Here is a 20,530-nt window from a genome sequence, read left to right on the forward strand (position 1 = left end):
GCCCTCTGATGCCTGCGGCACGCCGATCGCAGGTCCGCATGCCGCTGTTCGGCGACACGGAGTTCATGGACTTCAACGGTGTCGTGCGCCGGCCCGCCAACCGCAACCGCTCGTGGTGGAAGATCCGGCTGGTCGGCGTACTGGCCGATGAGCCCTGGAATCTTCTCGCCCGCGAAATGATCATAATTCTGGCGAACCCCGGCCACGAGGCACTCCAGGCGGCAGGGCTTCACCTCGGCTTCGACCCATGGGACATCGGCAGCATCAACCTGGAGATCAGCTGCCTGCGAGGCGTGATCACCTGGGCCCGCGAGGACGGCCTTCCCGAGGACCCCTCCGGCTGGAGTGAGGCCGATCTGCGCCGGCGCGTCAAGGCACTGAAGAGGGAAGTGAAACCGAGGACGTTGACAAGGCATGTGAGCTTCGTCCAGCGGATGGCGACGCTCTCCCCGGCGCTCAGCTGCGGCTGGCCGGCCGTCAACCCGTGGCCGGGCAAACCTCCGGGACAGGTGGCCAAGGACGTGCGCGATGGCACCCTGTCCACGAAGGCGATCCCCCCCGACATGTGGTTTCCGCTGGTCCGTGCCGCATGGACGTACATCCACGTCTTCGCCCCGGACATCTTCCGCGCACTGGACATGCTCAAGGAGCTGCGCCGTGCCGCAAGGCTCTCGGCCGATGTCCGCGACAAGGACGGGGAAATGGACGCCTGGCTCGCCGACCCCGCGAACAAGGTGCCCTGCCACCACGACCCGCACGCGGCCGAGGGACAACCGCCCGAGGTCTACTGGGTGATGCTGACACTGCTGCTGGGAATGAAGGAGAAGCAGAGCAGCTCGATCTTCGGGACGTACTGCGCGGCGGGCCGACGGCGGAGAGAGAAGATCCAGCAGGCGGTGGCCGACGGCCGGTACGCCTACGGCCTGCCCGTGGAACTGACCCAGGTGACCCGCCCGGACGGCAGCCGCGGCCCCTGGCACCCCGGTTTCGACCTCTACGAGCTGTCCCGTCTGCCAACGATCCTGCGTGATGCCGCCTTCGTGCTGGTGGCCGCCTTGTCGATGATGCGAAGCTCTGAACTGCAAGAGATCGTCCGGGGCAGCGTCGTCGAGCACTACAACGCACCCGCCGTCGCCTCCACCCTCGTCAAGGGGCGTCCCGGGCGACCGCGCAAGCACTGGTGGATCAGCGAGCCGGTCGCCGAGGCCATCGCGGTCGCCGAGGCCGTATCCCCCCACCCCGTGCGGGTCTTCGCCCCGTTGACATCCAAGGCTGTCAACGAAGAACTCGACGGCGGTGCCATGGTCGACTCGTTCATCGCGTTCGTCAACGCCGGCTTCACCTGGTCCGGGCTGGCTGCGATCCCCGACGGCAAGGCCCGGCCCCACATGTTCCGCAGAACGATGGCCATGCTCACCGACCAGTTCGCCGGCTCCGAGATCGCGCTGGGCATGCAGCTCAAGCACATCGCCACCCGCGCCCTGGCCAACCGCGCCACCCGCGGCTATGCAGCCCCCGACTCCGCATGGGCCAAGCACCTTCAAGACGCGGTCCACGCCGCCCGGTTCCGCCGGCTCAAGGACCTGTACGGGGCCCACTCCCAGGGACAGGAGATCGGCTTCGGCCCCGGAGCCGAACGCCTCAAGGGCGTCTTCGAACAGATCGCAGCCACCGTCAAGGCCCGCCACGGAGACGCCCGCGTCCAAGACGACCTCCTGCGCAAAGCCCGGATCACCATCCGCTTCGGAGCACTCAACAACTGCCTGTTCGACGAACGCAGCCCGGCCGGCGCCGTGTGCCTGGAGAACGCGATCGTCCCCGAAGGGCACATCGGCCCGCTGGAAGACCGCTGCCGACCGGACCGCTGCCCCAACAGCATGATCGGCACCGAGCACGCCCCGTTCTACGACGCACACCACCGCACCCAGCTCAAGCTCCTCAAGACCCCGGGCCTGCCCGCCTGCCGCCAAGCCCTGATCGCCAGGGAAGCCGAACGCGCCGAAGCGGTTCTCGACAAGATCCGGGGTACCTCCGCATGACCGCTCACAGCCGTATGACCTGCGACGGTGTCGCGCCCGACACCGCGAAGGCACTGAGGGCCGCCATGCAGCGGCTGTTCGCCGGAAGGCCACAGCGCACCGACGGGCGGCTCACCAAGGAGAACCTCTGGAGAGAAGCCCAGGTCAGCCGGGCCACCATGAACCGCGCTCAGCCGATCCTCACCGAATGGGATGCCCGCATCGCCGAGCAGGGCAAGACCACCGCCGGAGAGGCCCGCAGAGACGAGGAGATCAGCAAGCTGCGCAAGAAACTGGCCGACAAGACCCGAACATGCGCGCTCCTGGAGAAACAGCTCAAGGCCGCAGCCACCGCTATCGCCGCCTTGCACCACGACAACTGTGCCCTGCGCGATGAGATCGGCCGACAGCAGGGCACCAACATCGTCGCGCTCGACGGACGCCGCACCAGACCCGACAGCCATCCCCTCGCGTGACGTCGCTGCCGGGTACAGGGGCTTCTCGCCGTGCTGCGAGGGGCTAACGTCGAAGGCATACCTGATGAACCGGGAGGACGAGATGCGGATCACGGTGCTGGCGGTTCCGGCCTGCCCGAACTCCCCGGTCGTGCTCAAGCGGATCACGGCAGTGCTGGCCGGGCGGGCGGCCGATGTGGATCTGGTCGAGGTGCGGGACGAGGCAGAGGCCGTGCGGTGGCGCATGACCGGCTCGCCGACGGTGCTGATTGATGGTGTCGACCCGTTCGCCTGGGACGGGGCGGAGCCGAGTGTGTCGTGCCGGCTCTATCGAGGTGTGGACGGCAGGGCTGGTGGGGCGCCCAGTGAGGAAGCGCTGCGGCAGGCGCTCGAGGCGGCGGGTTAGCCGGGCTGGTACGGAAAGGCGTCCTCGGTCGGCTGCTGAAGTGCACCCGGCCGACGTGACGCTGTTTCCTGCCGTACTGCGGGTGTCGGCCGTGCAGAGCCTGTTGGTGGCGGGCGAAGGCCACGCCCGGTCGATGGACCGGCCGCACCCACGGGCCTCCTCCTGGGCGCCGGCCGTCCCGCCGGGGGCAACAGCGTCCTGAACGTGCCCCCGGCCAAGACGCCAAGACCGGCAGGGCTTGGACGATGACCGCCTCGTGATGCCGGACCGGATGCTCGCGGCCCGCCCAGGACGCCGGTGAATCCCGCAGTGGTGGTGTGGATCAGTGGCCGCTGCCGGATACGGCCATGCGTTTCGTGAAGGTCTTGCCGCTGTCCTGGGACTCGTAGATGCCCTCCTGGGTCGCGGCCAGGACGTGTCCGGCGTCGACGGCGGTCAGGGCTTGCGGCTGGCCGCCGGAGACGACCGCTATCTGCTGCCAGGTGGTCCCGCCGTCGGTGCTCCGCTTGAGGCCACCGGAGGTGTCGATTCCGTACAGTGCGTCGGGCTTCGCCCATGAGACGAAGGCCATCACCGGCTGCTTGCCGGCGGCGAAGGTCTTGCCGCCGTCGGTGCTCTTCGCGACCCCGTCGGCGGTGGTGGCCAGTACGGTGTCCGGGTCGTCAGGGCTGACGGCGATGTCCAGGGCCTTCAGCTGGCCGCGGTCCTCCCAGCTGACGCCATCCTTGCTGACGCGGACCAGGCCGTTGGTGCTGTCGTAGCCGTAGATGGTGCCGTGGGCGTACTCGAGGGCGTGGAAGTCGGCCTCACCGGCCAGGGAACGGGTCTTCCACGTCTTGCCGGAATCGGTGCTCTCGATCAGGCCCCGATGGCCGGGGCCACCGGTGCCGGGGGCGGGGTGGCCACTGGCCAGGAAGGTCCTCCCTTCCGCCACCGTGAAGCCCATGAAGTCGTCCCTGCTGCCTCCGACGAGCTGGGGGGCACCGTCCACGCCGGGGGTGTAGAGCCCTTCGTGGGTGGCGACGTAGAGCTGGTTGTCGGCTGGGTCGATGCCGAGGCCGTGAACGTGGCTGAGCGCCGGGACGGACGGCTCCGTGGCGGCGGTGCCGACGCCGGGGTCGCTGGAGCAGGCGGTCATCACGAGCGTGAGCGCCAGTACCGCGGTAGCTGTGAGAGGCCACTTCCGTGAGTTGTTCATGTTCCTTCTTCTACTGCGTTCTGCCGAGGGTGGTCTCGAACGACGTGTCCCGGGCCTTCGCGTAGGAGGCCCGAAGCAGCGGTGAGAATCGGCGGCATGCGTGGGACGTCGCGCCGGTCCGGTCAGTGGCTGTGGCCGTCGTTGTGGCTGGGCTCTGCGGAGGTGCCGCTGCCTGCCGCCGGGGACGTGCTCGGAGCCGGTCCGCCCGTCGCGTGAGGGGCTTGTGCCGGGCTGTGCGTGTCCCGGGCGGGCTCTTCGGCGTTTCCGTGGCTGTGCCCGCCGCCCTCCGGCGGCTCGTCCATGGAGGCCGCCACCTGCCGCAGGCCGACGAAGCTGACGGCCGCGGCCAGGAGTACCGCCAGCCCCAGCAGGCTGAAGATGCGCTGCCAGGGGGTGTCCTCGTCCTTGATGACGTACGCGACGAACGACACAGTGATTCCCAGGGGTACCAGGACGGCACCGCGCTCCGGGAAGTCGTCGAAGTGCTGCAGGCCGCCACTGAGCATACCGATGCCGAACGAGAGCAGCAGGGAGGCGCCGATGACCACGAGCATGCGGGGCAGGCGGGGCCGGTGCTGGGCGAGGACGAGCTCGTTGAGGATGGTGGCGGCCAGGAAGACCAGGACGCCGTAGAGGGCGATCCGCGTGTAGCGGGCCGGATCGAGCGGATGGTGGACGACGGCTCCGCTGATCAGACCTGCGCCGACGAAGTAGCCGACGTATCCGAGGTAACGCGCGGGCAGGGAGCTTGTGCGGGCGCGGCGGGCCCGGGCTTTGCGCAGGGCGGCCCGCCCGCGCTCGGGGGCGGGCCGCTCCTCGATGAGGACGGGTCGGTCGAAGAGTTGCGACGAGGACAAGAGCTTTGTTCCTTTACGGCTCCGGGAAGTGGCCGGCCGCAGGCGACGCCAGGCGTCGCGGGGCGCATTGCAGCGCCCAGAAAGTGGTGCGGGCGGCGGGGGCAGGTGAATCCGGGAACGCCGGAATCTAGACCTGCTGGATCACGGAGCCCGTTGCACTTTGCAACGGGGGCAGGGCCGAGGCGTTCGCGGGCGGTCCCGACTTCCCCGCCACGACCCGGTAGCAGGGCAACTGCCCGTCGAGCGGAGTGAGCCAGGGCCCGACAGGTCCCGATGCCTGCTGGGGCTGTCCGGACGCGCACTCCGCAGCCGGGTGGGAAGACTCCCGGCTGTCGTCGTGGTGCTGCTCTCCGGCCGTTTCGCCGGGCGTATGCGCTGAGGTTGTCACCGCGCTGGCTGCCGGCTGAGCTGAGGCGCTGTGCGCGCTCGCGTCGTGCGTGAACAGGAAGCCGAACAGCAGGGCCGCCAGCCACAGCACACGCAGCGGACCCGCCGAGAAGCGGGCCCGCGATATGCCGGACGACGACCAGGCCGTAACCATGCCGTGATCCTAGCCGCCCATCGCCGGCCCCCGGCGTCCCGCCCCCTCATGGTGGCCGGACGGCACGCGAGCGACGTGTGCCGTCCGGCTGCGAGGTCATGACCGGTAGGCGACGTTCGTCATCATCCCGGCCTCGCCGTGGTAGGCGTTGTGGCAGTGCAGCATCCACTGGCCGGGGTTGTCGGCGTCGAAGAAGACGGACAGCGTCTTCTTGGGCAGGACGATCGCGGTGTCCTTGCGCGGGCCCGAGTCGCCGAGCTGGTAGGTGTGGCCGTGCAGGTGCATCGGGTGCCACATGGTGGTGTCGTTGACGAAGTCCAGCCGCACCCGCTGGCCCTCCTCGATGAGGATCGGGTTGGCGTCCGGGGCGGTCATGTCGAACGGCTTGCCGTTGATGGCCCAGTTGTAGTGCATCATGCCGCCGGTGAGCTTGATCTGGTGCGTGACGTCGGCCTGGGCGGACTTCAGGCGTACGTCGTCGGCTGCGCGGAGCTGGGACGCGGTCATGATCATCCCGTCGAGTTCCTTCGGCCGTACCGTCGCCGACGGTGCGCTGCCCGAGCCGGTACGGATCAGGGCCAGGCCGTTCGCGTTCTTGCCTTCGGCCGCGGCGACCAGGGGGAAGACGCCATCGCCAAGGGTGACCAGGACGTCGTAGCGTTCGCCCATGCCGATGAGCAGGGCGTCCACCTGCTGGTGCTGGACCGGGTAGCCGTCGGTGTGGGTGATGGTCAGCTGGTGGCCGCCGAGCGCGACCCGGTAGGCGGTGTCGGAGCCGGCGTTGATGATCCGCAGCCGCACCTTGCGGCCGGGCTTGCCGGTGTAGACGTCGGGGTCGGCCGGGATCCGGCCGTTGATGAGGTGGTACGGGTACTTCACGTCGCCGGCGTCGCCGCCGAGCAGGTCGCTCTCGGCACCCATGAGCATGAACCTGCCCGCCATGCCACCCGACGAGGAGGATGGGGACGGGGACGCCGCGTCGCCCTCCGTGTTCCCCATGTTGTGCATGTCGTGGCCCTCCATGCCCGAGCCGGAGCCGTCGCCCATGTCCATGCCGCCCATGCCCTGCCTGAGCTCGGCGAAGACCTCCTCGGGGGTGCCGATGACGCCGTCGACCCAGTCGTCGAGGACGACCACCCACTCGTCGTCGTACGCCAAAGGCTCGCGCGGGTCCTCGACGATCAGCGGGGCGTACAGGCCGCGGTCGAGCTGGACGCCGACGTGCGGGTGGAAGAAGTACGTGCCGGGGGTGTCGGCGATGAACCGGTACGTGAAGTTGGCACCGGCCCGTACGGGGGTCTGAGTAGCGGTCGGCACGCCGTCCATGTCGTTGCGCAGCCTGGTGCCGTGCCAGTGGATCGAGGTGGTGGTCCTGCCGGGCAGCTGGTTGGCCAGCTCGGCGGCCAGGGTGTCCCCGGCCGGCAGCCGGACTTCCTTGCCCGGGGTCCGGCCGTCGAAGGCCCAGGTCCTGGCCCTGACGCCGCCGCCCAAGTCAAGCACGGCGGGCGCCGCGGTCAGGATGATCTTCTGCTCCCTGCCCGTGCCGACGCGCTTCTTCTCCACGCGGGCGACCTGGGAGCCGGACGGGCTGACCAGGCCGGGGGTGCCGGCGGAGTTGCTGCAGGCGGCGAGCGCGCCCGCGCCGACGACGCCGAGTCCGGCGAGCAGGACGGAGCGGCGGTTGATGCTGTTCACGATGTGAGTCCTCTTGTTCGAGCTGCATACGGGGTCGCTGGCTTAACGGCACACGGGTGCCGTGGGCGCGGCCTAAATACGCAGCTGGGAGAGAACCGACAGGTCGGGCGGGGCGCGGCCGATCGCCGTGGCGGACACCGGCCGGGCGTTGGTCTGGTGCGGGTTCGCCGGCACCGCGGCGGGCTCCTGCGGCGGTGCGGGGAGCTTGACCGTCTCGGCGCTCGCGGTGGCGCAGTGCTGCATGCCCGGGTCGGCGCAGGTACCGTGCCGAGCGCTGTGCGCGGACAGACTCGCGCCGAGCATGTTCGTGTGCTCGGCGGCGGAGCTCATCGGCATCGTGCCGGCGGACGAGGAGCCCATGTCCGGCATGGTGTGCCCGGGGTGCGTGGCCGCCACGGAGGTGACTGCGATCGCGGCGGTCTCATGGTGGACGAGTACCGCCAGGGCGGCGCACAGGGCGATGACGGTGCCGCGCGTCCAGCGCATGGCGCCCTCGAGGGCCTTCTGTGTCGCCATCGCCTCCACCCGGGCTTCTACTCTCCGAGCCCCGTGGGTGGGAGCTCGCCGCGCTCAATATACCCCCACGGGGTTTTCCTGGCCGTGGGTCGGGGAGGCGGTCACAGGCGCAGCGTGCGGCGCAGGGCGAGGGCGAGTTCGTCGAGCTTGGCCTCGGCCGCTTCCGGATCCGAGCGTGCGGCGTCGGTGACGCAGTGCCGCGCGTGGTCGTCGAGTAGGCCGAGCGCGACTTCCTGGAGGGCTCGGTTGACGGCGCTGATCTGGGTGAGGACGTCGATGCAGTAGCGGTCGTCGTTGACCATGCGGGTGATCCCGCGAACCTGGCCCTCGACCTTGTGCAAGCGGGCGAGGTGGTCGCCCTTATGGTCGGCGTAGCCGTGCCGGGCCGCGCCCGGTGCCGGGTCCGGAGCGTCTGCGTGGCCGGGGAAGGTGGTCATCTGATCTCACCTCCTTCGTGTGCCCCCTCCGCCGTTGTAGTGCGGTAGCGGACCGGGTCGGCGTCGAAGGCTGCCGCGCAGTGCGCAGAGCAGAAGAAGTAGCTGCCGCCGGGGGTGTCGCGCCGTTCGGCGGCGGCAGCCGGGTCCACGCGCATGCCGCACACCGGGTCCACCGTGACCGCCTCGGTGCCCTGCGCATGGTCTTCCCCGCCCCCGGGCTGGTGGTGCGGTTGTCGGTCGGCAGCCGATTCGACCCGGGGCTCGACGGGCTTCACCGTGGCCGCCGGCAGTGGCGTCGCGTGCCAGCGGCGCAGGCGGGATGCGTTGGTGACCACCGACAGGGAGGACAGGGCCATCGCGGCGGCGGCGATGATCGGGCTCAGGCGGATGCCCCAGACGGGGTAAAGGGCTCCGGCCGCGAGGGGGACGCCGACGGCGTTGTAGACGAGGGCGAAGAACAGGTTCTGCCGGATGTTGCGCATGGTGGCGCGGGAGAGGCGGACGGCGGTGACGACGCCGGTCAGGGAGCCGGAGATGAGGGTGATGTCGGCCGCTTCGATCGCGACGTCGGTACCGGTGCCGATCGCGAGGCCGACGTCAGCGGCGGCGAGGGCGGGGGCGTCGTTGATGCCGTCGCCGACCATGCCCACGGTGCGGCCCTCCCCCTGAAGGCGGCGGATCTCGTCCGCCTTGTGCTCGGGCAGCACCTCGGCCAGGACCCGGTCCACGCCGACCTGGGCGGCGATTGCGGCGGCAGTGCGGGCGTTGTCACCGGTGATCATGACCACGTCGATACCGAGCCGCTGCAGGGCGGCGATGGCCTGGGCGGAGTCGTCCTTGACGGTGTCGGCGACGGCGAGGACACCGGCCGACCGGCCGTCGACGGCGGCGAGGACGGGGGTCTTGCCCTGGGCGGACATCTCGGCCGCGACCGGGGTGAGGGCGCTGGTGTCGATGCCAGCGTCGCCGAGCAGCCGGGCGGTGCCGACCAGCACGGCGTGGCCGTCCACGGTGGCCCGTACCCCCTTGCCGGTGGCGGAGTCGAAGCCCCTCGCCGCAGGCAGGGTGAGACCGCGCCGGCGGGCTCCGGTGACGATCGCGCCGGCGAGCGGGTGCTCGCTGTCCGCCTCGGCCGCCGCGACCAGGGCCAGCAGTTCGCTGTCCCCGAATCCGTCGGCAGGATGTACGTCGGTGAGGACCGGCTTGCCCGCGGTGACGGTGCCGGTCTTGTCCAGGACGACGGTGTCGAGCTTGTGCGCGGTCTCCAGCGCCTCCGCGGAACGGATCAAGATGCCCGCCTGAGCGCCCTTCCCCGTGCCGACCATGACCGACAGCGGGGTGGCAAGGCCCAGGGCGCAGGGGCAGGCGATGATCAGCACCGCGACCGCGGAGACCAGGGCGAGCGTCAGAGCCGGGGCGGGTCCAAGGGTGTACCAGAGCGCGAAGGCGGCGATGGCGATGGCGATGACGGCGGGCACGAAGTAGGCGGATACCGCGTCGGCGAGCCGCTGGATGGGGGCCTTGGACGCCTGGGCCTGCCGCACCAGGCGGATGATCTGCGCGAGCATGGTGTCGGCGCCGACCTTGCTCGCGCGTACCCGCAGGGAGCCGGTGCCGTTGACGGTCGCGCCGATCACCGTGTCCCCGGCCCGTTTGGTGACCGGCATCGGCTCGCCGGTCACCATCGACTCGTCCACCGCAGAGGACCCCGACAGCACCTCGGAGTCGACCGGGATCTTCTCCCCGGGCCGGATCACCACCTCGTCACCGACCGCCACGTCCTCCACCGGGATCTCGGTCTCGGTGCCGTCGCGGATCACCCGGGCCGTGCGGGCCTGCAGGCCCAGCAGTGCGCGGATGGCCTCGCCGGTGCCGGCCTTGGCGCGTGCCTCCAGCAGGCGGCCGAGCAGGATCAGGGTGAGGATCACCCCGACCGCCTCGAAGTACACCTCGCGTACGTCCTCGGGCAGCAGGGAAGGGGCGAGCGTGACGATCAGGCTGTATCCGTACGCGGCCGTGGTGCCCAGCGTGATGAGGGAGTTCATGTCCGCGCCGCGGTGGCGCAAGGTGAGCCAGCCGGTCGAGTGGATGGGCCAGCCGGTGTAGAGCATCACCGGCGTGATCAGGGCCAGTTGCAGCCAATGGCCCAGCATCCACTCGGGCACCCAGCCGGCGCCGAACAGCTCATGGGCCATGACTGCGAAGAGCACCGGGGCGGTGAGCACGGCGCCGACGGCGACCCGGCGCGTCAGGTCCGTGATCTCCGCCCGCCGCTCAGCGGCCTCCGCCGCCTCTGCCTCGGCCCCGGTCTCCAGGCCGCTCGTATGTTCCGCTTCGGTGGCGGCGGCACCCGTTTCCTCACCGTCTCCGTCCGGGGTGACTTCCGTGGTGTCGGAACCATCCGCGGGTTCGACCAGCAGCGTGCCGTGGATCATGTTCATTCCGCAGGCGAACCCGAAGGATCCGGCCTGATCCGGGCTGACGCGCACGGTGGTTCGGGTGAAGGCCGGCAGCCCGGCGCTGACGCGCAGGCCGGGGAAGACGACCCGGTTGGTGCACTCGCCACTCTCCTGCCGGTCGAAGACCAGCTCCACCGGAATCCCCTGGCGGACCCGGATGACATCGGGGCTGTAGCCGCCCCGCACCATCACATCGACCCGCTGCACCCCGCCCTCCAGATGCGCGGCACGGGCCCGGCGCGGACCGAAGAAGAACCACACCAGGCCGGCGATGAGCACGGCCGCGGAAACCACCACGACTACATCGGCAACACCCATGGCGATGGCCTCCCTGCAAGGTCGCTCCCCTCCAGCCTCGCCCCTGGCTACCCCAACCAGGTAGGGGCTGAACGGTCCCGATACAGGGGACCGGGTGGCCCCTGCGCATACGGCCTGGCGGGGCGACATTGGTAGCAGGAGTCACTGGCCGGACCGCGGGCCCCGCGCCCGCAGCCCCCGAATCCGGGGAAGGGAAACACGATGATGTTCTGGTTCGACCACGACGTCAGCGGCTGGGGCTGGTTCGCCATGTCTGCCAGCATGATCCTCTTCTGGGCCCTGATCATCACTGTTGCCGTCCTGCTCTTCCGGGCGTTGAACCGCGCCCCCGAGCACACGCACGTCTCCGCCCGTCCCTCGGCCGAGCAGTTGCTCGCCGAACGCTTCGCCCGCGGCGACATCGACGAAGAGGACTACCAGCGGCGCCTGGCCGCCCTGCGCTCCTCCGGCCCCGCCAAACCCTGATGCCCCTCCCAAGGAGGAGGACCGGCCATGAAGAACAACAGGAACTACGGCCTCTACGCGATCGCGATCGCCATCGCCCTGGTCGGCGCGCTGGCGCTCGGCGTGCCCGTGGGCACCCTCGCCATCCTCGCCATCGTTGCCGTCTGCCCGCTGATGATGTTCTTCATGATGCGCGGCATGCACGGCGACGACATGCACGGCCACGGTCACGATGACGCGCCCAAGGACCGCGACCCCCACGACCACAAGCCCTTCCGCTGAAACCAGCGGCGAGGTCAGGTGACGCGGCATGCAAGCCTTGATCGCAATCTTGATCGGCGCTCTGATTCTCGGGGCCCTGGCCTACAGCATCGGTCGCCTGGTCACACCCCGCGAGAGCCGCTGGCCCCCTTTGGCCCGACTGAGGGGCCGCCGTGCCGCTCTGGAGGCCGCCGAACGCTGGTGTGTGGGCCTGCGAACGCACGACCAGATCGATGCGGCTGCCTACCAGCGGCGCATGAGTGGCCTGGCCCGCGGACAGCGGACGCTACCGCGAGGAGGACGTGATGTCTGACGCCGCATACGGCTTGTGGCCGCTGGTGGTGCTCAACACGCTGCTGTTCATCGTCTTCGCCGCCAGCTTCTTCCACCCGAAATCGAAACGGGACTGGCGGGCGATGGGCGCCTACAGCGCGTTCCTGGTGGCGCTGTTCACCGAGATGTACGGCACCCCGCTGACCGTCTACCTGCTGGGCAGCTGGCTCGGCAACCAGTTCCCGCTCCTCAAGGACACCCACGCCGGCGGGCACCTGTGGAACGACCTGACCGGCTGGTCGGGCGATCCGCACCTGAGCCCCTTCCACCTCGCCAGCTACGTCGCCATCGGCGTCGGCTTCTGGCTCATCGCCGCCGCCTGGAAGATCCTGCACGACGCCGCCCAGCACGACAGGCTCGCCACCACCGGCCTCTACGCCTGGGTGCGCCACCCGCAGTACGACGGCTTCCTGCTCATCATGATCGGATTCCTGCTGCAGTGGCCCACCCTCCCCACCCTGATCATGTTCCCGGTCCTGGTCTACGTGTACGCACGCCTGGCCCGCAGCGAGGAACGCGAGGTCGCGGCCCGGTTCGGTGAGCAGTGGACCGCCTACGCCGCGCGCACCCCCCGCTTCTGGCCACGGCGGCCCCACCGGCCCGGCAGCCCCGCGTCGCCGGGCAATGACACCCCGGCCGGACACGAGCCAGGGCCGCCGCCCGAGGCGGCCTCCCGTCCCTCCGCCCCCGGGAGGAGCTGATGACCGGACTCCCCGTCCTCGTCCAGGCGGCGATCGTGGCCGGCGTGCTCGCCGGGATCGTGCTGGTGATCCTCGTGCTCGCCCGCGCGGAGCGCCACCGCCGGCCCCGCGGCCCCGACAGGAGGCGATAGATATGGCTGCCGCCCTTGTCCTGGTCTGGATCCTGATCACCGTCCAGGTTCTGACCATCGCGGCGTGCTCGATCCTTCTCGCCCGGAGCCACCGTCGGGACGCCTCGCTCCTGGCCCGCACCCTCCACCGCACCACCCCCGCCCTCGTGGCTGCGGGCGTGCTGCCCGTTCCCGCCCTGCTCGTCGCCGACGCGCCCGCAGCTGCCTGGGGCCTGTGGGGCGCCGACGCCATCGCCGCCGCCCTGGCCTATGCCGTCGGCGACACCTTGCGCGACATTCCCAGCCCGCACGCGGCGACCCAGGCGGGGAGCGGGCCATGACGAGCCACAGCCCGCACGGAACACGATCAAACTGCCGGGAGGGGAAAGCGCCCGGACAATGGAAGAGACGCGTTTCCGGCGGTGACCTGCGGCGGGGCCGGTGTCGCCGCTGGATGCGGTACTTCTTGGCCGATCGCTCCGGTCCGACGCCGATACTGAGAGGAAGGCGGTCGCCATGACCAGCATCACCCAACGCATCGCAACCCTGTTCCGGATCAAGGCGAACAAGGCGCTGGACAAGGCCGAGGATCCGCGCGAGGTCCTGGACTACTCCTACGAACAGCAGCGGGAGATGCTGCAACGGGTGCGGCGCGGGGTGGCCGATGTGGCGACCAGCCGTAAGCGGGTCGAGCTGCAGGTGAACCAGTTGCGGCAGTCCGAGGGCAAGCTGCAGGGACAGGCGGAGCAGGCGCTCGCTGTGGGGCGTGAGGATCTGGCCCGCGAGGCGCTCACCCGCCGTACGGCCGTGGCCTCGCAGATCACCGATCTCGAGGGCCAGCAGGCATCCCTGAAGGAGCAGGAGGAGAAGCTCACCCTGGCCGCGCAGCGCCTGGAGGCGAAGGTGGACGCGTTCCGCACCCGCAAGGAGACGATCAAGGCGAGCTATACCGCGGCCGAGGCGCAGACCCGTATCACCGAGGCCGTGACCGGCATCGGCGAGGAGATGGGCGATGTGGGCCTGGCCATGCAGCGGGCCCAGGACAAGACCGAGCAGTTGCAGGCACGCGCCGGTGCGCTGGACGAGCTGATCGCCTCCGGCGCGCTGGACGACGCGACCCTGCCGGCCGGACGTGACGACATCCAGGCTGAACTGGAGCGCGTCACCGCCGGCAGCGACGTGGAACTCGAGCTTGCCCGGATGAAGGCCCGGCTCCCGGCGTCCGCGACTGCGCCGGCTGTCGAAGCGGGTGGGACCAGGCAGGCACCGCCGGACCAGGAGGCGACGTCATGATCATGCGGGTTCTCGGTGAGGGCCAGTACGAGATTACCGAAGGGCACCTCGACCACCTCAACGAACTGGACTCCGCCCTGCAGACGGCCGCCGACACGGGCGACGAAGCAGCTTTCACCTCCGCCCTGTCAGCCCTGCTGGACGCGGTGCGCAGCCTCGGCACACAGCTCCCGGACGAGCGGATCACCCCATCCGACCTGGTGCTTCCCGACGAGGCAACCAGCCTCGCCCAAGTGCGCGAGCTGCTCTCCGACGAGGGCCTGATCCCAGGGTGATGATGATGCGCAGCCGTTTTGAACCCGACCGGCAGCTGACCGCCCGCATGGTGGTCACGATGTTCCTGCTCGGTCTGCTGTACGTGGCGTTCATCGCCGCGCTCATCGCGCTGCTCAAGTCCGTCGTCCTGGTCGTCGTCATCGCCGCAGCCATGCTGGGCGCCCAGTACTGGTACTCCGACCGGATCGCCCTGTACGCCATGCACGGCCGCCTCGTCACACCCGAGGAACAGCCACAGCTGCACGGGGTCATCGACCGGCTGTGCGCCACCGCCGACATGCCAAAACCGCGGGTGGCCATCTCCGAGATGGACCTGCCCAACGCGTTCGCCACCGGCCGCAACGCAGACCACGCCGTGGTCTGCGTGACCACCGGGCTGCTGCGTCGCCTGGAGACGGAGGAGCTCGAAGGCGTCCTGGCCCACGAGCTCTCCCACGTCGCGCACCGCGACGTGGCCGTGATCACGATCGCCTCGTTCCTTGGCGTGATCGCGGGGCTCGTCGTCCGCTTCGCCTTCTACTCCCAGCTGTTCGGCGGACGCGACCAGCGCGACCAGAACACCGCCGTCGTCTTCATGGCCGTCATGGTGGTCTCCGCCGTGGTCTACGCGGTCAGCTTCCTGCTCATCCGGGCGCTGTCCCGCTACCGGGAGCTGGCCGCCGACCGGGCCGCGGCCATGCTGACCGGGAAGCCGTCCGTACTCGCGTCGGCGCTGACCAAGGTCAGCGGCGACATCGCCCGCATTCCCACCCGGGATCTGCGCACGGCCCAGGCGTTCAACGCGTTCTTCTTCACCCCTGCCCTCGGGCCCGGTACCGCGGTGGCGAACATGTTCTCCACCCACCCCACCCTGGAACGCCGCATCGAGGCGCTCGCGGAGATCTCCGCGCAGCTGGGCGAGGCAGGCGGCGAACCGCGTGCCGGGACCTGACCGGACAACCAAAAAGGAGCTGGTGTCCATGGGATTCCTGGACGTCCTGTTCGGCCGGTCCAAGCCGGTCAGGCCCGACCTGGACCAGCTCTTCGGCCTGCCCTCGGCGGCGATCACCCTCCAGGCCGCCATCGGCTTCACCCCGACCGGAGCGGGCTCGGTGTGCTTCGCCGCCATCGAGGGCGGAGCCTTCGCCCAGATCCAGCGGGAGGTGCGCGACCTCCTCGACGCGGACAGCGAACGCGGTGGCGCGCCGGTGGAGTTCAGCCGCGACTCCTACGGATACTCATGGCTTCTCTCCCGCCGCGACCCGGATGATCTGCCCGCCCTCGTGGGCGACCTACACGCGGTGAACACCGCCCTGCAGGACAGCGGCTTCGGCCCTCAACTGCTCTGCTCCCTGGTCACCTTCCATGACGCCGAGTTGCGCCCCCTCGCCCTGGTCTACCTCTACAAGCGCGGCACCTTCTACCCCTTCGCGCCGCTGCCCGGAGACAAACGCGATAACCCGCTGGAACTCCAGGTCAAAGCCGTACTCAAGGACGACCTGCGCATCGAGCAGGACCTGACCCGCTGGTTCCCGCTGTGGGGCGCTCCCGCCCTGTGACAGGGGCTGGCCCGCCCGATCCGGAGAGGTGACCACGTGCCAGAAACCGGTGCCCGCCCCGAGGACGGGCCGCACGCCGACCGTGCGTTGCTGACGGCGGCCGGGATCGAGAAGGCGTACCGGCGCGGCGTGTGGCCGGCCCGCCGCCGGGCGCCCGTGCTGCGCGGCGTGGACCTGAGGCTGGCCCCGGGTGAGGTGGTGGGCCTGGTCGGCGAGAACGGCTCGGGCAAGAGCACCCTGATGAAGATCCTGGTCGGGGCCCTGGCCGCCGACGCCGGCACCGTGCAGTTCGGCGGGCGGCTGGGATACTGTCCGCAGGAACCGGTCGTCTACGAACGCCTCACCTGCGACGAGCACTTCGAGCTGTTCGGCCACGCCGGCGGCCTGTCCCAGGAGGCGGAGCGACGCTCACGCAGGGAGATCTACGCGGCGCTCGGCTTCGAACGCTACGCCACCACGCGCACGGACCAGCTCTCCGGCGGGACCCTGGCCAAGCTGAACCTGGGCCTGGCGCTGCTGGCCGACCCCGAGGTGCTGCTGCTCGACGAGCCGTACGCCGGCTTCGACTTCGACACCTACCTCAAGTTCTGGGACCTGGTGGCGAAGCGGCGTCATGCGGGACGGTCGGTGCTGATCATCAGTCACTTCGTGACCGACCAGGAACGTTTCGACCGGATCGTGGAGCTTCGGGACGGACGGACGGTCCCGCGATGACGGCTCCGACGGCTCTGCCCTTCGCCCGCCGGTTCCTGACTGAAGCGGCCCGCACCCCGGTCAACCTGCTCACCCTCGTCCTGGTGCCGGTGGTGTTCGTGGTGGTGGCCGCAGGCCCCATGGCGGATGCGGCCGAGTTGCTCGGCGGCCCCGGAGGGCCGGCGGTGCAGACCGCCACCGCCGGATGGGCCGCCGCCTTCATCGCCGCCGTCGCCATGTACTTCCAGATGCGAGCGGCCCGGGCCGCCGACCGCCGCCTGGTCCTGGCCGGGCTCGCACCCCACCGGCTGGTCGCCGCCCGTATGGCCACCGGGCTCGCCCTCGCGCTGCTGGCCGCCGCCGCAGCCCTGGTGGCCCTTCAACTGCGCACCGGCATCAGCCATCCGGGACGTGTGGCGGCTGGGACACTGATGTTCGCGGTGATCTACCTGGCCATCGGCGCCGTGATCGGTGTCCTGGTCGCGAACCCGGTCAACGGCACCGTCCTGGTGCTGTTCGTATGGATCCTGGACGTGTTCTTCGGACCCGCGATCGGCGCGGCCGACCGGCCGGTGACCCGCATCCTGCCGACCCACTTCGTCACCCTGTGGATGATCGACCTGCCCTCCCACCACGCCGGCCGGATCGGCGACCTCGGCTGGGCCCTGGCCTGGGTCCTCGCCGCGACCGTGACCGGCTGGACGGTGATCACCGCCAGCAGCCGCATCGCCCACTCACGCCGCCGCACCAGACCCGGCTCCGCCGCCGACCAGATCGCGGCAGGAGTACGCATGGGCCTGCGGGAAACCGGGCGCAACCATGTGCTGTGGGTTCTGCTCGTCACCGTTCCTGTGGTCTTCGTCCTCCTTGCCGTGGCCACCACCCCCGAGGAGTCCACGTCCCTGAGCGTCCGCGAAAACGGCCAGGCCCTCTCCCAGCAGGTCTGGCTCCCCGACGTCCACGGCGGCACCATGGCCCCCATCGCCATCGCCTCCCTGGCCACACTCGCCGGGCTGTTCACCGTCCTGGACGCCCGCTCCGCCGACCAGCGCCTGGCATTGGCAGGCTTCCGCCCCGGCAGCCTGCTCGTCTCCCGCCTGGCCGTCGTCACCCTGCTGGCGGTGCTCGCGACCGCCGCCTCCCTCGCGATCACCGCGACCGTCTTCGACGCCCGCCAATGGGGCCTCTACATCGCGGCCAGCATCCTCATCGCCCTCACGTACGGGCTCATCGGCGTCCTGATCGGCCCGCTGTTCGGCCGCGTCGGCGGGGTCCTCATCGCCTTCCTGGTGCCTTTCCTCGACCTCGGCATCGAACAGAGTCCGATGCTGCATCCCCAACCCCCGGCCTGGGCCCACGCCCTGCCCGGCTACGGCCCCGGCCGCGTCCTCATCGACACCGCCATCACCCCCACCTTCGACGAAACGGGCGCCCTGCTCCTCGGCCTCGGCTGGCTGGCTGCCCTCACCACCGCAGCGGCCGTCATGTTCCGCCGCACTGCCACCGCGGCCCGGTGACACCCGCACCCGCATGACGCACAGCCCCATGGCGGCTTTCAGGCGAGCCGATGCGGCGGATGGCGGTACTGCCCTGGCGGGCGCCACCCTGGTCAGCGACCCTGAGTGCGCGGCTGATCACCAACCGCACCCAGAGCAAGCAGCCCACGCCCGAAAGGCCGCCCCGCATGTCACTCACCTCTCCGCGGCGGGGCCGCACCGCCCTGGCGGGGGCAGCCTGCCTGCTGCTCGCCCTGACCGGCTGCTCGAACGACGGCAACGGCTACGGCACAGCCCCCGCCTCCACCAGCGCCGCCCCCACCACATCGCCCAGTGCCGTACCCGGCGCGGTGCGCATCGTGATCGAGAACTTCACCTTCAGCCCGGCCGATCTTCAGGTGCGCCCCGGAGCGAAGATCACCGTCGTCAACCGGGACTCGGCCTCACACACCGTGACCGCCACCGGGGACAAGGCGTTCGACACCGGCACCATCAGGGCCGGTGCGACGGCCACCTTCACCGCGCCGTCCACGCCCGGCAGCTACGCCTACCTGTGCACCATCCACCCGAACATGAAAGGCACCCTCACCGTGACCTGACACCACGACCAGGGCTCCACGCCCGCGCGCCACCTGCCGACCGCGCCTACGCTGAATCCGTGAGCGAGGCGAGCCGAGCGCGTCGCCGCAGCCGGTACTGCGGCTCACGATGCTGCTGGTTATCGCCGTACTGACCGGGCTGGTGGCCATGCACGGCCTGGGCTCTGCCGGCCCCCTGCCAGCGGGCGCTGCTTCGCCGCATTCGGCGCACCAGACGGTGACGGCGGCAGCCACGCAGCCATGCGCGTGTCACGACGATGACGGCAGCACCGACCGGCACGCCGGCCACGCCGACCAGATGTGCGCGTCGGGAGCCGTTGCCGGCGCCGTGTTCGTCCCCACACTGACCACCTGCGCCCCGGGCGGCATCGACACGACAGCATCGACTCCTCTGTCGGTGTCGTACGAGCCGTCCGGCGGGCGCGCCCCGCCTACACCCGCCCAGCTCCAGCTCCTGCGGATCTAGGAAACGCCCCCGCGGTGCGGGGCCCGCTGGGCTCGCCGCCGCGCACCGGCATTCCCCGATCCCCCCACGTCCAGGAGCTGTGAACCATGAACACAACCCCCTCCCGCCTTCGCCGCCGTGCCGCTCTGGCCACCGCCGCAGCGGCGGTCGCCGCACTCACACTGGCCGCCTGCGGAAACAACAGCAACAGCGGCGCGACCAGCGCCCCACCGCCCGCCACCGCCTCCGCCCCGGCCACCGTCCCCGCAGGCGAGCACAACCAGGCCGACGTCGCCTTCGCCCAGGGCATGATCCCGCACCACCGCCAGGCCATCCTCATGTCCGAGATGGTCCAGACCAATGGCGCCTCCGGCGAGGTGAAGGCCCTCGCCGTGAAGATCAAGAAGGCGCAGGACCCGGAGATCGCCACCATGTCCGCCTGGCTGAAAGCCTGGGGCGAGAAGGTCCCCACAGGCATGGACGGCATGGACGGTGGGGACCACGACGGCTCCGGCATGCCCGGCATGATGGACAACCAGCGCATGGACATGCTGCGTGGCGCCTCCGGCACGGCCTTCGACACCATGTTCCTGACCATGATGATCGAGCACCACGAGGGCGCCATCGAGATGGCCAAGACCGAGAAGGCCGAAGGCGCCTACGGTCCCGCCAAGACGCTCGCCGACGACATCATCACCGCCCAGACCGCCGAGATCGCCCAGATGAAGACGATGCTGGGCAAGAGCTGACCCCCTGGGGAGTGGGGCGGCGCCGTGTCGCCCCACCCCAGCCGGCCGCGTGCGCCCGCCCGGGCAATCCGTGCCCAGGTCCCGGCGGCCAAAAGAGACAAAGGCGGCGGGGCCAGCCACCTGCGAGCGGAGGGAGTTTCTTCGATGACCGAGCAGCCTCCGACCGCGGCGGTGGACCGCCCTGTTGTCGGCTCGTACCCGACCTACGCCGGTGCCCAGCGCGCGGTCGACTTCCTGTCCGACAGCAAGTACCCGGTGGAGCGCGCCGCGATCATCGGCAGCGACCTGCGCATGGTTGAGACGGTCCTTGGCCGTCTCACCCGCGGCCGGGCCACCCTGGCCGGCGCAGGCAGCGGCGCCTGGTTCGGGCTGCTGATCGGGCTGCTGCTTTCGCTGTTCGCCGCCGGCAGCCACCACGTCCTGGTGCTGATCGCGAGCGGGCTCCTGTACGGCGCGGCGTTCGGCGCGGTCTTCGGTTTCGCCGGCCATTCGCTCGGCGGTGGCCACCGCGACTTCGCCTCCCGCAGCCAGATCGTGGCCGCCCGCTACGACGTGGTCGCCGACGCGGAGGTCGCCGAGGAGGCCAAGAACCTGCTCATCAAACTCGGCTGGCGCGAGGACTAACCCAGGACTAACCGCCGTGCTGCGGCCGGGCAGCGGCGGGGAACAAACAGGGCAGGGTCCTCCGGCAT

The 20,530-nt window shown here is 70.4% G+C and carries 25 protein-coding genes; 18 read left to right on the forward strand and 7 right to left on the reverse strand.

What is annotated here, in order from left to right; translation table 11 throughout:
* Positions 1-8 precede the first annotated feature (8 nt).
* From AB0I68_RS10190 to AB0I68_RS10200, 3 genes are all read left to right on the forward strand, one after another.
* Positions 9-2,039, forward strand: a complete 2,031-nt coding sequence (locus AB0I68_RS10190; protein ID WP_363176775.1) for an integrase — start codon at positions 9-11, stop codon at positions 2,037-2,039.
* On the forward strand, positions 2,036-2,494 hold the full coding sequence (locus AB0I68_RS10195) for a hypothetical protein (protein ID WP_363176776.1): 459 nt from the start codon (positions 2,036-2,038) through the stop codon (positions 2,492-2,494). Before AB0I68_RS10190 ends, AB0I68_RS10195 begins: the two co-directional genes overlap by 4 nt.
* A 64-nt stretch (positions 2,495-2,558) precedes the next feature.
* A complete protein-coding gene (locus AB0I68_RS10200; RefSeq protein WP_363176777.1) occupies positions 2,559-2,879 on the forward strand; it encodes a thioredoxin family protein in 321 nt (106 codons plus the stop codon).
* Between the two features lie 322 nt (positions 2,880-3,201).
* On the opposite strand, the gene AB0I68_RS10205 is transcribed toward AB0I68_RS10200, so the two are convergent.
* The 7 genes from AB0I68_RS10205 to AB0I68_RS10235 all read right to left on the reverse strand — a co-directional run bounded on the left by AB0I68_RS10205 (position 3,202) and on the right by AB0I68_RS10235 (position 10,900).
* Complete coding sequence (locus AB0I68_RS10205) at positions 3,202-4,077, reverse strand: F510_1955 family glycosylhydrolase (protein WP_363176778.1); 876 nt, start codon at positions 4,075-4,077, stop codon at positions 3,202-3,204.
* A 122-nt stretch (positions 4,078-4,199) separates the two neighbouring features.
* Positions 4,200-4,934 carry a hypothetical protein gene (locus AB0I68_RS10210; RefSeq protein ID WP_363176779.1) on the reverse strand — a complete coding sequence of 245 codons (735 nt, stop codon included), beginning with the start codon at positions 4,932-4,934 and terminating at the stop codon, positions 4,200-4,202.
* A 127-nt stretch (positions 4,935-5,061) separates the two neighbouring features.
* Complete coding sequence (locus AB0I68_RS10215) at positions 5,062-5,475, reverse strand: hypothetical protein (RefSeq protein ID WP_363176780.1); 414 nt, start codon at positions 5,473-5,475, stop codon at positions 5,062-5,064.
* A gap of 96 nt (positions 5,476-5,571) precedes the next feature.
* On the reverse strand, positions 5,572-7,170 hold the full coding sequence (locus AB0I68_RS10220) for a multicopper oxidase family protein (RefSeq protein WP_363176782.1): 1,599 nt from the start codon (positions 7,168-7,170) through the stop codon (positions 5,572-5,574).
* Between the two features lie 72 nt (positions 7,171-7,242).
* A complete protein-coding gene (locus tag AB0I68_RS10225; protein ID WP_363176783.1) occupies positions 7,243-7,686 on the reverse strand; it encodes a hypothetical protein in 444 nt (147 codons plus the stop codon).
* A 101-nt stretch (positions 7,687-7,787) separates the two neighbouring features.
* Positions 7,788-8,123: a metal-sensitive transcriptional regulator gene (locus tag AB0I68_RS10230; protein ID WP_363176784.1), complete on the reverse strand. Its 336-nt coding sequence runs from the start codon at positions 8,121-8,123 to the stop codon at positions 7,788-7,790.
* Entirely contained in the window at positions 8,120-10,900 is a 2,781-nt protein-coding gene (locus AB0I68_RS10235; RefSeq protein WP_363176785.1) for a heavy metal translocating P-type ATPase, read from the reverse strand. The genes AB0I68_RS10230 and AB0I68_RS10235 overlap by 4 nt, the downstream gene beginning before the upstream one ends.
* A 201-nt stretch (positions 10,901-11,101) precedes the next feature.
* Here AB0I68_RS10235 and AB0I68_RS10240 point away from each other — a divergent pair, with 201 nt between their 5' ends.
* The 15 genes from AB0I68_RS10240 to AB0I68_RS10310 all read left to right on the forward strand — a co-directional run bounded on the left by AB0I68_RS10240 (position 11,102) and on the right by AB0I68_RS10310 (position 20,462).
* Entirely contained in the window at positions 11,102-11,365 is a 264-nt protein-coding gene (locus tag AB0I68_RS10240; protein ID WP_363176786.1) for an SHOCT domain-containing protein, read from the forward strand.
* Between the two features lie 27 nt (positions 11,366-11,392).
* A complete protein-coding gene (locus AB0I68_RS10245) occupies positions 11,393-11,626 on the forward strand; it encodes a DUF2933 domain-containing protein (protein WP_363176787.1) in 234 nt (77 codons plus the stop codon).
* A 284-nt stretch (positions 11,627-11,910) separates the two neighbouring features.
* Positions 11,911-12,639, forward strand: a complete 729-nt coding sequence (locus AB0I68_RS10250) for an isoprenylcysteine carboxylmethyltransferase family protein (RefSeq protein WP_363176788.1) — start codon at positions 11,911-11,913, stop codon at positions 12,637-12,639.
* On the forward strand, positions 12,639-12,770 hold the full coding sequence (locus AB0I68_RS10255; protein ID WP_363176789.1) for a hypothetical protein: 132 nt from the start codon (positions 12,639-12,641) through the stop codon (positions 12,768-12,770). Before AB0I68_RS10250 ends, AB0I68_RS10255 begins: the two co-directional genes overlap by 1 nt.
* A gap of 2 nt (positions 12,771-12,772) precedes the next feature.
* Entirely contained in the window at positions 12,773-13,090 is a 318-nt protein-coding gene (locus AB0I68_RS10260; RefSeq protein ID WP_363176790.1) for a hypothetical protein, read from the forward strand.
* 175 nt (positions 13,091-13,265) lie between these two features.
* Positions 13,266-14,042 (forward strand): PspA/IM30 family protein, encoded by a 777-nt coding sequence (locus AB0I68_RS10265; RefSeq protein ID WP_363176791.1) that lies wholly within the window; start codon positions 13,266-13,268, stop codon positions 14,040-14,042.
* Complete coding sequence (locus AB0I68_RS10270; RefSeq protein WP_363176792.1) at positions 14,039-14,317, forward strand: hypothetical protein; 279 nt, start codon at positions 14,039-14,041, stop codon at positions 14,315-14,317. The genes AB0I68_RS10265 and AB0I68_RS10270 overlap by 4 nt, the downstream gene beginning before the upstream one ends.
* Before the next feature lie 5 nt (positions 14,318-14,322).
* A complete protein-coding gene (gene htpX / locus AB0I68_RS10275; protein WP_363176952.1) occupies positions 14,323-15,249 on the forward strand; it encodes a zinc metalloprotease HtpX in 927 nt (308 codons plus the stop codon).
* A gap of 28 nt (positions 15,250-15,277) precedes the next feature.
* Complete coding sequence (locus AB0I68_RS10280) at positions 15,278-15,856, forward strand: hypothetical protein (RefSeq protein WP_363176793.1); 579 nt, start codon at positions 15,278-15,280, stop codon at positions 15,854-15,856.
* Positions 15,857-15,892: 36 nt separating this feature from the next.
* Complete coding sequence (locus AB0I68_RS10285) at positions 15,893-16,570, forward strand: ABC transporter ATP-binding protein (RefSeq protein WP_363176794.1); 678 nt, start codon at positions 15,893-15,895, stop codon at positions 16,568-16,570.
* Positions 16,567-18,066 carry an ABC transporter permease gene (locus AB0I68_RS10290; RefSeq protein WP_363176795.1) on the forward strand — a complete coding sequence of 500 codons (1,500 nt, stop codon included), beginning with the start codon at positions 16,567-16,569 and terminating at the stop codon, positions 18,064-18,066. Before AB0I68_RS10285 ends, AB0I68_RS10290 begins: the two co-directional genes overlap by 4 nt.
* Before the next feature lie 167 nt (positions 18,067-18,233).
* On the forward strand, positions 18,234-18,644 hold the full coding sequence (locus tag AB0I68_RS10295; RefSeq protein WP_363176796.1) for a cupredoxin domain-containing protein: 411 nt from the start codon (positions 18,234-18,236) through the stop codon (positions 18,642-18,644).
* A 109-nt stretch (positions 18,645-18,753) separates the two neighbouring features.
* Positions 18,754-19,110 (forward strand): DUF6153 family protein, encoded by a 357-nt coding sequence (locus AB0I68_RS10300; protein ID WP_363176797.1) that lies wholly within the window; start codon positions 18,754-18,756, stop codon positions 19,108-19,110.
* A gap of 86 nt (positions 19,111-19,196) precedes the next feature.
* Positions 19,197-19,838, forward strand: a complete 642-nt coding sequence (locus tag AB0I68_RS10305) for a DUF305 domain-containing protein (RefSeq protein ID WP_363176798.1) — start codon at positions 19,197-19,199, stop codon at positions 19,836-19,838.
* Positions 19,839-19,982: 144 nt separating this feature from the next.
* Positions 19,983-20,462, forward strand: a complete 480-nt coding sequence (locus AB0I68_RS10310) for a general stress protein (protein ID WP_363176799.1) — start codon at positions 19,983-19,985, stop codon at positions 20,460-20,462.
* The last annotated feature ends 68 nt before the right edge of the window (positions 20,463-20,530 follow it).

The sequence above is a fragment of the Streptomyces sp. NPDC050448 genome (assembly GCF_040655295.1).
Taxonomy (GTDB): Bacteria; Actinomycetota; Actinomycetes; order Streptomycetales; family Streptomycetaceae; genus Streptomyces.

Bases quoted from the DNA above. Each gene is read 5' to 3' on its own strand.
- AB0I68_RS10190 (WP_363176775.1), top strand. From the start codon at position 9: ATGCCTGCGGCACGCCGATCGCAGGTCCGCATGCCGCTGTTCGGCGAC.
- AB0I68_RS10195 (WP_363176776.1), top strand. From the start codon at position 2,036: ATGACCGCTCACAGCCGTATGACCTGCGACGGTGTCGCGCCCGACACC.
- AB0I68_RS10200 (WP_363176777.1), top strand. From the start codon at position 2,559: ATGAACCGGGAGGACGAGATGCGGATCACGGTGCTGGCGGTTCCGGCC.
- AB0I68_RS10205 (WP_363176778.1), bottom strand. From the start codon at position 4,077: ATGAACAACTCACGGAAGTGGCCTCTCACAGCTACCGCGGTACTGGCG.
- AB0I68_RS10215 (WP_363176780.1), bottom strand. From the start codon at position 5,475: ATGGTTACGGCCTGGTCGTCGTCCGGCATATCGCGGGCCCGCTTCTCG.
- AB0I68_RS10225 (WP_363176783.1), bottom strand. From the start codon at position 7,686: ATGGCGACACAGAAGGCCCTCGAGGGCGCCATGCGCTGGACGCGCGGC.
- AB0I68_RS10230 (WP_363176784.1), bottom strand. From the start codon at position 8,123: ATGACCACCTTCCCCGGCCACGCAGACGCTCCGGACCCGGCACCGGGC.
- AB0I68_RS10235 (WP_363176785.1), bottom strand. From the start codon at position 10,900: ATGGGTGTTGCCGATGTAGTCGTGGTGGTTTCCGCGGCCGTGCTCATC.
- AB0I68_RS10240 (WP_363176786.1), top strand. From the start codon at position 11,102: ATGATGTTCTGGTTCGACCACGACGTCAGCGGCTGGGGCTGGTTCGCC.
- AB0I68_RS10245 (WP_363176787.1), top strand. From the start codon at position 11,393: ATGAAGAACAACAGGAACTACGGCCTCTACGCGATCGCGATCGCCATC.
- AB0I68_RS10250 (WP_363176788.1), top strand. From the start codon at position 11,911: ATGTCTGACGCCGCATACGGCTTGTGGCCGCTGGTGGTGCTCAACACG.
- AB0I68_RS10255 (WP_363176789.1), top strand. From the start codon at position 12,639: ATGACCGGACTCCCCGTCCTCGTCCAGGCGGCGATCGTGGCCGGCGTG.
- AB0I68_RS10260 (WP_363176790.1), top strand. From the start codon at position 12,773: ATGGCTGCCGCCCTTGTCCTGGTCTGGATCCTGATCACCGTCCAGGTT.
- AB0I68_RS10265 (WP_363176791.1), top strand. From the start codon at position 13,266: ATGACCAGCATCACCCAACGCATCGCAACCCTGTTCCGGATCAAGGCG.
- AB0I68_RS10270 (WP_363176792.1), top strand. From the start codon at position 14,039: ATGATCATGCGGGTTCTCGGTGAGGGCCAGTACGAGATTACCGAAGGG.
- htpX (WP_363176952.1), top strand. From the start codon at position 14,323: ATGCGCAGCCGTTTTGAACCCGACCGGCAGCTGACCGCCCGCATGGTG.
- AB0I68_RS10280 (WP_363176793.1), top strand. From the start codon at position 15,278: ATGGGATTCCTGGACGTCCTGTTCGGCCGGTCCAAGCCGGTCAGGCCC.
- AB0I68_RS10290 (WP_363176795.1), top strand. From the start codon at position 16,567: ATGACGGCTCCGACGGCTCTGCCCTTCGCCCGCCGGTTCCTGACTGAA.
- AB0I68_RS10295 (WP_363176796.1), top strand. From the start codon at position 18,234: ATGTCACTCACCTCTCCGCGGCGGGGCCGCACCGCCCTGGCGGGGGCA.
- AB0I68_RS10300 (WP_363176797.1), top strand. From the start codon at position 18,754: ATGCTGCTGGTTATCGCCGTACTGACCGGGCTGGTGGCCATGCACGGC.
- AB0I68_RS10305 (WP_363176798.1), top strand. From the start codon at position 19,197: ATGAACACAACCCCCTCCCGCCTTCGCCGCCGTGCCGCTCTGGCCACC.
- AB0I68_RS10310 (WP_363176799.1), top strand. From the start codon at position 19,983: ATGACCGAGCAGCCTCCGACCGCGGCGGTGGACCGCCCTGTTGTCGGC.